This window comes from Neorhizobium descurainiae, assembly GCF_051400715.1.
GTDB lineage: Bacteria > Pseudomonadota > Alphaproteobacteria > Rhizobiales > Rhizobiaceae > Neorhizobium.
The window spans coordinates 1-11,042 of sequence record NZ_JBLFFK010000046.1 but is presented as its reverse complement, the minus strand read 5'-3'; the positions used below and the strand labels follow the sequence as shown (position 1 = coordinate 11,042).

Annotated in this window: 6 protein-coding genes; 1 reads left to right on the top strand and 5 read right to left on the bottom strand. The window is 58.4% G+C overall.

Annotated elements, in window-relative coordinates:
- Positions 1-889: 889 nt before the first annotated feature.
- Both ACMGE0_RS32955 and ACMGE0_RS32950 read right to left on the bottom strand, forming a co-directional pair.
- Positions 890-4,039 (bottom strand): BPTD_3080 family restriction endonuclease, encoded by a 3,150-nt coding sequence (locus ACMGE0_RS32955; RefSeq protein WP_436820079.1) that lies wholly within the window; start codon positions 4,037-4,039, stop codon positions 890-892.
- Positions 4,039-6,720, bottom strand: a complete 2,682-nt coding sequence (locus ACMGE0_RS32950) for a site-specific DNA-methyltransferase (protein WP_436820078.1) — start codon at positions 6,718-6,720, stop codon at positions 4,039-4,041. The genes ACMGE0_RS32955 and ACMGE0_RS32950 overlap by 1 nt, the downstream gene beginning before the upstream one ends.
- A 396-nt stretch (positions 6,721-7,116) precedes the next feature.
- On the opposite strand from ACMGE0_RS32950, the gene ACMGE0_RS32945 reads away from it, so the two are divergent.
- Positions 7,117-7,509 carry a DNA resolvase gene (locus ACMGE0_RS32945; RefSeq protein WP_436820077.1) on the top strand — a complete coding sequence of 131 codons (393 nt, stop codon included), beginning with the start codon at positions 7,117-7,119 and terminating at the stop codon, positions 7,507-7,509.
- 37 nt (positions 7,510-7,546) lie between these two features.
- On the opposite strand, the gene ACMGE0_RS32940 is transcribed toward ACMGE0_RS32945, so the two are convergent.
- From ACMGE0_RS32940 to ACMGE0_RS32930, 3 genes are all read right to left on the bottom strand, one after another.
- A complete protein-coding gene (locus tag ACMGE0_RS32940; RefSeq protein WP_436820076.1) occupies positions 7,547-7,852 on the bottom strand; it encodes a hypothetical protein in 306 nt (101 codons plus the stop codon).
- 122 nt (positions 7,853-7,974) lie between these two features.
- Positions 7,975-8,337 carry a response regulator gene (locus tag ACMGE0_RS32935; protein ID WP_436820075.1) on the bottom strand — a complete coding sequence of 121 codons (363 nt, stop codon included), beginning with the start codon at positions 8,335-8,337 and terminating at the stop codon, positions 7,975-7,977.
- Positions 8,334-10,520: a PAS domain-containing sensor histidine kinase gene (locus ACMGE0_RS32930; protein WP_436820074.1), complete on the bottom strand. Its 2,187-nt coding sequence runs from the start codon at positions 10,518-10,520 to the stop codon at positions 8,334-8,336. Before ACMGE0_RS32930 ends, ACMGE0_RS32935 begins: the two co-directional genes overlap by 4 nt.
- Between the last annotated feature and the right edge of the window lie 522 nt (positions 10,521-11,042).

The following is an 11,042-nucleotide window of genomic DNA, read 5'->3' as shown; positions in this document are numbered from 1 at the left end:
TATGTCCAAGCCCTCATTCGGGCTCAACATCGTCAATCACGCCGTGATCCGGAAGGTGGGTGCAAAACACCGCTTACGAAGCAAGCCCCCCGCAACCAGTTCCAATATAAATCAATCGCTATCCCCGTCTAACCAACGGGGTTTTGGCGTTTAGGCACCACGCAAAGCATGCAGGCCCGCAGACCACGGCGTGCGCACCGCACTCCTGCCTCAAGACTGCTCAAGCTCACCATGCGAGGTCCGCAACCAAACCGATCCAAGAATTTTCGCGACTCGTTATTTGCCGCGGCCGATTATCTCACCGGCTATCACGAAGCCCTCATCTACGGCACGCTCATCGTCAAGACAGTGAAGGCCAGCAGCACGCACCGCGATCCAGGATACGCCGGAGCTATCGAGCTAATGATGGTGTTGGGGGCCTCATGTCGGCCCGTTTGGTTGGCAAATTCATGGATGTGACGCCGCAGGCGGCGCGGTAAATTGGTATGAGGCGGGCTTGCGAAAGTCGTTTCGGAATACCAGAGACTATCGACCAGAGCACCGCGGCCATTACAACCACCCTGCATGGCAGCCCCTCTGGCACCCTTTTTTCATCAGAGATCGCCCTGCAGCCTGCAAGTTGTCCACGCCGATTCAGCGGTTGGCTAAGCGTGGAAGAATTATGCCTTTGGTTGTCGTGAGAGCAAGGACGGCAAGCGCGTCCTTTACCCCGTGATCCGCGCGCTGTTGGTGGTTTCCTTCATGCCCAATGTTCACGAAAGCCTGAATGTCTTGATTGCGCCACCCTTGGCGAGGAGAGCTTTGACGTCGGTCAACGCTCTCTCCTTGTTCCGCGCAACCATTAAGCCCCGCTTCGGTTGCCGCCGGTGCGACAGTTCATCCGCCTCCATTAGACCGTCGGCTCAAAAGGAGCGTCCGTACTTTTCTTTATGGTGTATGCATTTAGCTCTTCGGCAACGCGCCCTGGATCGGTCACAAAAAGGTATGCCCACTCCCCGTAGGTGCCGAGCCGGTTCACACCGTTAATCCAGCGGACAGCCGCTTTTGCTTTAGCGTCGGCGCTGTCCGTGACTTGACCTTTGATTTCGACGATGACGTTCAAATGCTTGTCCGTCACGACGATGAAGTCGGGAATGTATCGGGTTGGAACGCCGCGATTGCGGTAGGGAATGCACAAACCCAACCGATCGTTTTTAACCCAGCGGTCAACGCCGGGATGGCTGTCGAGCAAGAAGGCGGCACTCTGCTCCCATTTCTTGGTATCCGCGACCATTGCGTTGAGATGGCACCGAGTTACCGGATAGATCGGCTTGGTCGTATGGAAGTCTACGTAAAGCGTGCTTCCGCACCCGGCAGCGCCTTGGGGAACAACAGCCACCTCCCCATCCGATGTCGAAGCTCCTTTCTTGATCGCCTCCAACAACGAACCAACGGCGGCTTGCATATATTCACCAACCAAGAGAACGTCGCATGGCTGGCTGTCGCCCTTGCGGGCGAGCTTTTCGGCAAGGAAACGTTTGGCAGCGAATGCGACTTTGGGGAACAGCACTTGCATTGGCACCGCTGCCGCGCCGTTGTCGGCTGTCCAGCGGATACAAATCTCTTTCGCCAGCCGAAATGCGACCTGCTGCTCGCGGAACATTGCCCGCCACTCCTTCAGAGACAACACTGGCTTTTCGCCGGGGCCGTAGGCGGCAAGCGCCCCGTCCGGCGTGGTAAGCGGCGTTAGTTCCACGGTCTGCGGAATTTTCATCGGGTCGATGGTGACTTTCGCCACCTGTTCCCAATCGACGAAAACGTCGAACTGGCCGGACTTGTGGTAGCCCCTGACGACTGGGAAGGTGATCTCGAACTCGGCCTTCTCCGGCACGGAATAGATATGGTTGGGATCGAGTTGCGGCGGGGTCTCACCAGATGGCGAGACCTTGAATGGAATCAGCTCGAACGGCACGCCGAAAACTTTTGCGGTTTCCTCCGCGAACATCTGCGTTTCTTCGTTCAACGCGTAGCTCTTACGCCGCAACGCACGCCCGACCACCTGCTCGCAAAGGAGCTGCGAACCGAACGGCCGCAAACCGACGATGTGCGTGACGGTATTGGCATCCCAGCCTTCGGCCAGCATAGCGACCGACACGATGCAGCGCACGTCACGGCCCGGCGGAATCCGCTCATCAATCCACTTAAGTGAGCCATCATTATCATCACTCGCCGCCTTGTCGTTGTGCTTGCGGACAAGCTCGGCCCACTCGTCGGGCACTTTGCCGCCCGGCCACTCGGCTTTGCCGATGGTGTCGAGAATGAAGCGTAGGCGGCGGGTTTCTTCCTTGGTGCCGCCCTCCTCAATGTCCTCGATCACCTTGGAGTCGATCCGCACAGTGAACTCCTGGCCAGGTGCGTTGCGGAACCACTGGGGAGCCTCTCCATAGCCGCCTTCGTCATTCGCCAGCCAGCGATGCCCCTCGCGCGCGAGGGCGGTATCCCGGCAGACGACGATGAACACTGGCGGCACTGGATGCTTGTGCTGCGCCTTCGCGAACTGCTCCCATTCGACAAACCGCTGATGCCATTCGGTCGCCAGAAGATTGATGGGCGCGCTAGCGTAATTCATCACGATTTGGGGCGTGACGTTGGTGCCGAAGCCATCTTCCTTCGCCTTGGCCTGCACCCAGCGCCAGATATTGAAATAGGCGGCTTCCTCCGCGCCGCTCACGTCGCGGGAGGGCAGTTGCGGAATCTTCACAAGGCCGGACTCGATAGCGTCCAGCAACCCGAAATCGGACACGATCCAAGGGAAAGGCTTCCCAACCTCGTTTCCAGAGCCCTGAATGTAGAACGGTGTGGCGGACAAATCGACGCAAAGATTGATGCCGCGTCGGCGGCTGCCGCCCGCCAGCCTATGGATACGGTCGAGACCTTCGATCCAGATGGTCGCCTCACGCGCATTCTTCTTGGCGAGGTCTTTATCCTCGTCCAGTGCTTGCTCCTCGTCCTCGGCCACGTCCCCGCGCCGGTAGGCGTGGTGGGCTTCGTCATTGAAAATGAGCCAATGGGGGCTGCGGCCCTTGCCGCTGCCGAGCTCTCGGCGAATGCGCTTGAACCACGCGGTGTCGGATTCAAAATATTTAGTCTCGACAGTCTCGTTGGCCTTGCCAGCGTTCTTCACCACCTCAACCGGCTCGCCCGCCTTCACCACCTTGGCGGAATCGCCGTTGACGGTGTTGGTCTCCTTCTTGGCGAGGCGGTGCCAGTTGGCGATCATCACCTCACCGCGCCGCAATTCTTCCATCCTGTGCGGCGGCACAAGCTGGCGGGTGCGATAGAGGCTAAGATCGCCCAAGGACGGGTCCAGTTCCTGTAGTCGCTCCCGGATGGTAACATTGGGGCAGACGATTAGGACGGTATCGGAAAAGCGGTCATCGCGTGGGCTGCCAACACGGTTGAGGATGGACCATGAAGTGAGCATCCCCATGACCGTGGTTTTACCGGAACCGGTCGCCATCTTGCAGGCATAGCGGAGGAAGGCGCGAACGCCGTCCGCCTTCGCCGTCAGGCCCGGTTCGTCCTTCGGGATTTCCGGGATGCCCTTTCGGTAGATGTCGGCGGCTTCGACCAGAAAGATGATGGTCTCGGCCGCCTCGATCTGCGCGAAGAACAGGCGCTGCATCCGCTCGTCGCTGCGCCATAGGTCCAATAACTCCTTCGTCACCGGCGATGCGCCATCATAGGCGATACCGCCAGAACGTGCGCCTTCGCGCCATTCCTTTACGCGCTCACGAAAGAGATTGACGATCTCAAGTTCGACTTCCTCGCCGCGCTCGCTCTCGAACATTTCAGCCTGTGCGCTCTTGCGGCGGCCACGGCCCGAATGTTCGGGAACGCGGTAGAAGTAGCTGGCCCGCCGCCGCCCTTCGGCCTTCGCCGGCGGCGTGCCGCGCTCGATCTGCCAATGGCATTGCGGCTCGATAAAGGGCGAATTGATGATCGGGGATTCGACCTCTGCGACCGTGACCGGCAGCTCCTGCTTCTGCGTGGTGTGCATCAGCTATCGCCTCCCGCAGCCTTGACGACCATCAGCTCGTTACCGCGTTCGTCGATGGCTTTCACCGCGATGCGCTTCTTGTCGCCCAGCGTGAAAGGCTCGCTCACCGTCCCGGCCAGATGCTCCCACACGCTGTCAGAAAATTGTCCCTTTAGGGATTTTTGCAGGTTATCCCACGCGCTCGTTTTCGGGAAAAATACCTGCGAGGCGAAGAACGCCATGCCGTTATAGTTGGTATCGAGCATCCAGCACGGCAGGTTTTCCGCCTTCACCTCCTCGGTTTCCATCGTGTCAGGGCGGAAGATGTCGAGTCCCTTGATGACTACGCGGTAGAGTAGGGGTCCGTCTTCCTCCTTGCCAGCTTCTTCCAGCCTCACATCCGGTAGGCCGGTGATCGAGAAAATCTCGCTAGATTTGCTGGTTTTGAGTAGATCGGACATCACTACGTCCGGTGTGACGGCGACGTAAGTAGTGGCGAGCTTCAGCTTGGCGAGCATTTCCCGCGCCTTGGCGTCGATGGCGAAGCCGAATAGGAAAAGAGACTGGTAGCCCTGCTGCAGCGCCTCGGTATGGGCGTTGAACACATATTCGGAGCCGACAGCGCCGTCTTCGGGACCGAACACAATGGCGATACGCTTCTCCGTTCCGTTGCGTGCGACGCCTTCGGCGTGTAGATATTCGCGGTCGGCAAGCGGGCTGACGGTTTCCAGTTCAAGGGTGACATTGCCGGGTAGGCGAAGGGTCTTACTCTGACGCAATACCTCGATCATACGGTCAAGATAGGCGCGTGGGCTGCTAGTTGTCGGTTGAGGCGACGGCGTGGCGGGGTCTTCCTCCATATTCATCGCCGCCTGAATGGTGGCTTCGACCGTGAAGGGGCCGCAAACGCGGGTGATGTCTTTGGCGATTTCAGGGTGATCTACCAATGTCACGACTTGGGGATCTTCGTCCTTGGCAAAGGTTTTCAGCGTGACACGCGGTATCAGTCCGCCAGCTTCCTCGCCCTTTCGGTTCTTTTTTCGCTCATACACAAAACCGCCCGCCGGACCCTTGACCGGCTGTTTAAGTTTATACCACGGGAACGTGCTGGTTAGCAGGCGCTGCCGCGCCAACGCAATCGGCACTCGCGACGTATCGACGGTGATCCATCGACGGCCCCACTGTTCGGCGACTGTTGCCGTTGTGCCGGACCCGCAGGTAATATCGAGAACGAGATCGCCCGGCTTCGTTGACATTAACATGCAACGGCCAATCGTCTTGTTAGTGGTTTGCACCACGTAGAGCTTCGCTTCATTAAAGCCACCGGACTGGGTATCAGGCCAGACGTTATCCAGCGCAGTGGCCGGGAAATTGTCCCAATACATTTTCCAGGCCAACCCCTTTGGGCCCGACTTGATTAACATGCCCTTCTCGGCCAGTGTATTCATGCCGTCGATCGTTGTTTTCCAATGGCTATTCGCTCCCGGATAGTAGGTCTGACCATTGAATCTGAAAGGCTGTGGTTCTTTCGCCGCGCCATCGGAGGTTAGGGGGCCATAGCGAAATATTCTCGCTTCGGTCGGTAATGGCATCTCACGTCGTCGTTCTTCCGGCGTCATCCTCCGAATTTCGCCATCGGGAAACTCGAGCCAAACATAATTGGGGTCGTCCGGGTCAGGCTCCGGTTGTGGGACGTATAGCGGCGTGTATTCGAGGTTCGCCTTGTCCTTTCCATACCAGATGATGAAGTCATGGTTGGAGGAAATGAAATTTCCCGAGAACCCGCCGGTTTTCTTGAAGGCAATTTGCGATACGAAATTTTCCTTGCCGAAAATCTCGTCCATGATCGTGCGAACTAGATGTACATTGTCATCGGAAATCTGGACGAACATCGACCCCGAAGGCGTCAGCAGCTCGCGTGCGAACGTCAGCCTGTCGCGCAGATATGTCAGGTATGAGTGAAGCCCCAGCTCCCACGTATCCCGATAGGCTTTCACCATCTCGGGTTCGCGGATCATCTCGTCGTCTTTGCCGTGATCGACCTTGTTCTTGCGAACGAAGGGCTGGAAGTTCGACCCGAATTTGACGCCATACGGCGGGTCGAAATAGATCATCTGCACCTGACCGCCCATCCCCTCGTATTCGAGGAGGGAGTTCATCACCTGTAGGGAATCGCCAAGGATCAGGCGGTTCGTCCACGGCCCCTTATGTTCGTAGGCGTCCAGCTTGTCGGCAATGTCCATGTCAGTGTCGCCGAACAGATCGAGGTTGGTGCCAGGGGCCTTGTGAGATTTTAGAGTATCGAGGATCGCTTGGGTGGAATGGCGCTCGTGGACAAAGAGCGGGAGTGTCGGCACCGTGATCTGCTGGCGCTCGGCTTTGCCCGCCCAATTCAGGAATGGCTTGGTCAGGCTGCGGAGCCTCGCCGCGCATTGCGACAGGGACGTGAAGCGTTCCTCTGTTCCCTGCCACACCTGCGGCTGGGCGAACACGGTGGCCTCTCCTTTGTCGGCCGCGTCGGCGATCAGCACCAGCAACCACTCCGCAAAGGCGCGCTCCCCATTCTCGTCCCATGCCAGCTCTGGGGCGAGGCTGGAATCGTAACGGTAGGTCCTTGGAGCCTTCTTATTTGAAAACTGCGCTTCCACACCGACATCTGGGCGTTGAACGGCCTCTGTCTCGTGCTTGTAAACGGATGCCATCCCTGCGCTTTCACTCGCCATACACCCCCCAATGATTCTCGACTCATTCTACCGCCGGTAGCGTAACACTTTAAGCGCAGCGTAGGCAGTAGCGAAACAATTCAGTAATGCCATTTTCTTCCTTACATTGAGACTTAGCGTGATTCTCGCAGATTTACCCAAATGAATAATGGGACTGTCTGCCTACTTGGGAGCAAAGACAAAGTAACCTGCAAGCGATGGTAGCATTGATTATGCGACAAGCTGTGCGATGGTGGGCAGGGCTCCGATATGTGAAGTCGCCGCGCCGCCTGCCATCACTCATGCCTGACCGTTCAGTTTCAGGGTGGCGATGCGATTGCCGGCATCATCTCGGCGATCGAAGACGGCATGTACCAGCCGTCGATGAAGGCGCGCATGGATGATCTCAAACGGCACAAGGCGGAGATCACCAACCGGCTCACCGACATGCCCGACAATGTCCCCGACATTCATCCGAACATCGCCAATCTCTACCATCTGCGCGTGGAACGCCTGACGGAGGTTCTCAACGATCCGGATGGCGGGCGGGAGGCGGCCGAGGCGCTACGCTCCCTCATCGGCGAGATCGTGCTCTTCCCCGGCGACAGGCGGGGCGAGGTTCATGCCGAGCTACGCGGCGAGCTGTTCGGCATTCTCGGTCTCGCAAAGGCCGAGGAAACCCATCCGCATCGCCCTCTTATGCCAGCTGTCGAAGCAAGCCCCCGCAACCAGTTCATACATAAAAGCCTAACCGCCTCCACTGAACAACGGCGGTTTCGTCGTTTCTAGCCACCCTCCGACCAAATGAGAAACGATGGCAAACCCGTCAGGACGCTACGGCCTGTCGAGTTCCGGAGAGAGCGATGAGGATGCCGACGTGTGGATAAGCATCGTACAATGGCCCCGGTCGCTCCATGCAATAACGATTATATATTAGCCGATCGGCACCGGAACCCCATGCCTGTTCAAACTTTGCGGCTATATGCTGGATAATGCGGCGCATGCTGGCATCCGATGCCTCAACCCCGCCGCCATAACGGCTCTCTCCGTTCCAGCCCGATTCAGCAATCGCAATTGCATTCTTCAGCGTGGCAACATCGATTCCGACAAAAGCTTCTCTATAATCCGCCACGGCTCGTCCTCCCGTCGTGAGGATCGGCTCGGCCTATCCGCGCAACCCTCGGAAGACCAGTGTAGGGCGAGCCACCTCAGCCACGGAGAAGAACATAGGGACTTACGTTCTTCTGCCAATCGTCAAAGCTTCATAGCACCCGCGATTGCCTGCTTTAGATCGCTAGAGGAAAAAGGTTTGCCGATTGTGGGATGACTGCCGAATTCCCGAGGCAGCCCGTCTGTTCCATATCCGGTGCTGAAAATGAACGGGATCTGACGTTTGTGAAGGATCTCCGCAATCGGAAAGCTCGGCTGACCAGCCAGATTGACATCCAGTACCGCCAAATCGACCTGCACCGTGGTCGCGATCGTTCTCCCCTCCGAAAGTCGCGACACTGAAGCTACAACCTCGCAGCCGATACCCTGGAGCATGTCCTCGATCATGAGGGCCACCAAACCCTCGTCCTCGACAATGAGAACCCTGAGGCCGGAAAAGTCCCTCATGGGTAAAGCAGCCCGACCGGAATGAGGATGCGGGCCGATACGCCGGCAGGCTCAAAGGCCAGATCCAGCTCACCCCCGAGATCGCGCTCGATGCAGCGTTCCATCAGCCGCGTGCCGAACCCACGTCGGGTCGGCGGCTTGACCGGCGGCCCTCCATGCTCGCACCATTCGAGGATCAGCCTCGGGCTGTCCTCGGTCTCGCCCTCTAGTTGCCAGGCGACAGAAAGCGAGCCGACCTCCGACGACAGCGCTCCATATTTGACGGCATTCGTGGCAAGCTCGCTAAGGGCCATCGTCAAGCTGAGCGCGGCGCGGGGGTTGAGAGCGACAGGGGGACCGTCGATGTTGATCCGCTTGGCCGCTTCACCGGCGAGCGGCGTCAGCACTTCCCGGGCAAGCGAATCCAGCGGAGCATCCCCCCAATGCCGCTTGGTCAGAAGATCATGGGCACGCGCGAGCGCCAGCAGCCTGCCTTCGAATCGGCGCAAGAAGTCGTCCAGATCGTCGGCATGCCTTGCCGTTTGTCCAGCCAAGGATTGTACTGTGGCGAGGGTGTTCTTGACCCGATGATTGAGCTCGTCGATGAGAACTTTCTGTCTGCTCTCGGCCTGCTTGCGCTCGGTGATGTCGACGAGCATGTTTATGGCTCCGACGAGATTCCCCTCGGCGTCATGAAGCGGCGTGGGATAGGGAATGAACGGCACTCGGCTGCCATCCGGCCGTTCGGCGATGGCTTCCGCTCCCCGAACCGGACGTTCTTCCTTCAGTGCCACCGCCATCGGACATTGATCGTGCGGCAGCGGCGTGCCATCCGGGTTGAAGAGACGCCACGTGACGCACCACATGTCGCCCGCCTGCGGCGTTCGCCCAGACATCTCCATGGCTGCCTTGTTGTATAAGGTAATCTGGCCCGTCGCGTCGGTCGTATAGACTGCGGCCGGTAGCGCTTCGAGCAAATCGCGCATGTGCTGTTCACTTGCGCGGATCTGATCCTCCATCTGCTTGGCGGCGGTGACATCCTGTATTACCCGCACGCCATAACGGAAGCCGCCGGCCTCATCTCTTACAGACGAGCTATGGACATCCAGATAGGCCGTCGTTCCATCTGGCCTGCTCGCTCGTTTGCGCAGCACGTAGCTATCGATCTCTCCAAGAATCTGACGCGCATAGAGCGCCGCATCCTCCTCTCGATCACCATCCTCGGTATAATCGAAGAAAGTCATGCTGAGCAGCTCTTCGCGGGAACGTCCGAGCATCTGGCACAGCGCGTCGTTTACCCGCAACAGGCGGCCGGCGGAGTCAGCTTCTGCGATTCCGATCGTCGCCGCTTCATAGGTCGCCGCCAAGCGTTCTTCGCTGTCGCGACGGGCGCTCTCGGCTTCGTAAAGATCGGTCACGTCGGTCGTGAAGCAGCGGGTGTTGATGAACTCTCCATCCTCAAACCGGCTGTTGGACGTGATCAGCACATGCTTGATCGAGCCGTCCTTGGCGCGAAGGCGCGCGGGATAGCGGTCCAGCTTCTCGCCGCACGCCAATTTGTGGAGAATATCGCCGATCACCGGCGCATCCGCATGAAACTCCGCGATATGCCGCCCGACATATTCTTCGGCGGTATAACCTAGAAGAGCAAGCTCCGCCTTGTTGGCGCGCTGGATGATGCCGTCGCCACCGACAATGTGAAGACCTATCGCGCTGTTCTCGAAGAAATCCTGAAGATCGGCGTTCTTGCGGTGGACCTCTTCCTCGATGGCCTTATGCGCCGAGATGTCCTGGAAGCAGTTTATCGCTCCCTGAATCCTGCCATCGTGGTCTTTCAGCGGGCGGATGTTCACCAGAGCGACGAAGCGCGAACTATCCGGTCTTTCAATGACGACCTCCGCGTTGCGGGTTTCCTTGCCAGTGAAAACAGCCGTCGCCATCGGGCAGACTTCGTGTGCCAACGGCCTGCCGTCCGGCAGGAAAAGCGCATGTGAGCCGCAGAAACGTTCGCGCTTATCTTCGAGCGGCGGCGTTCTTCCCCAGAATTCGGCGGCTTCCTTGTTATAGCGGACGAGCCAGCCGTCGTGATCGCAGAGATAGACGGCGCCGGGGATAGCGTCGAGCACGCTCGGCGCCGCCGCGATAAGCGCATCGTACTCGCTCAGTTTTCGGGAAGGGAGGGGGAATTCCTCGATATTCGACATCGGCGGTTTATCTCTTTGATCTCTCGTCGCGATTGAGGCGGGAAATTGGGTGGGACAAAGCGCTGAAATCATGGGCGGTGGCCCCCCACGGCTTCCCTCACGCCGAACGGCAACACCATTTAACGCCTAACCTCTCGGTTTGTTTCATATCTACGAGAGTTTTTTCCGGCAACCTGATGGACAGCGGCAACTTATCGCGGCGGCAAAAGAGGAAATACTTCAGTGTCGATCTGACGGCGGTTTCGCGTGACCGACGCTCTCGAACCGGACTGTTGATTTCCGCTAGGAACTGACCCAACGCGGGGTTAGGCGGCCGGAAGCTTGTGGGTTTGCGATGTCGCCGTACGTGCAGCCGGAAGGATTTTGCCAGCGGGAAGGGCTCGCCGCCCGCCAGTGTGAAGATAGGCCTCCGTTGCTGATGGTCAGAATCTTCGATTCTGACCATCAGTCAAAATCGGTGCTCTGGAGGCTGGTAAATGCCCTTGTGGGAAAGGTCAGACTTCGCGATCGGATGGCTTTCGA

What these genes read in the sequence shown, in the direction of transcription:
- ACMGE0_RS32955 (WP_436820079.1), bottom strand. Translation starts at nt 4,039, where the DNA reads ATGCACACCACGCAGAAGCAGGAGCTGCCGGTCACGGTCGCAGAGGTC.
- ACMGE0_RS32950 (WP_436820078.1), bottom strand. Translation starts at nt 6,720, where the DNA reads ATGGCATCCGTTTACAAGCACGAGACAGAGGCCGTTCAACGCCCAGAT.
- ACMGE0_RS32945 (WP_436820077.1), top strand. Translation starts at nt 7,117, where the DNA reads ATGGATGATCTCAAACGGCACAAGGCGGAGATCACCAACCGGCTCACC.
- ACMGE0_RS32935 (WP_436820075.1), bottom strand. Translation starts at nt 8,337, where the DNA reads ATGAGGGACTTTTCCGGCCTCAGGGTTCTCATTGTCGAGGACGAGGGT.
- ACMGE0_RS32930 (WP_436820074.1), bottom strand. Translation starts at nt 10,520, where the DNA reads ATGTCGAATATCGAGGAATTCCCCCTCCCTTCCCGAAAACTGAGCGAG.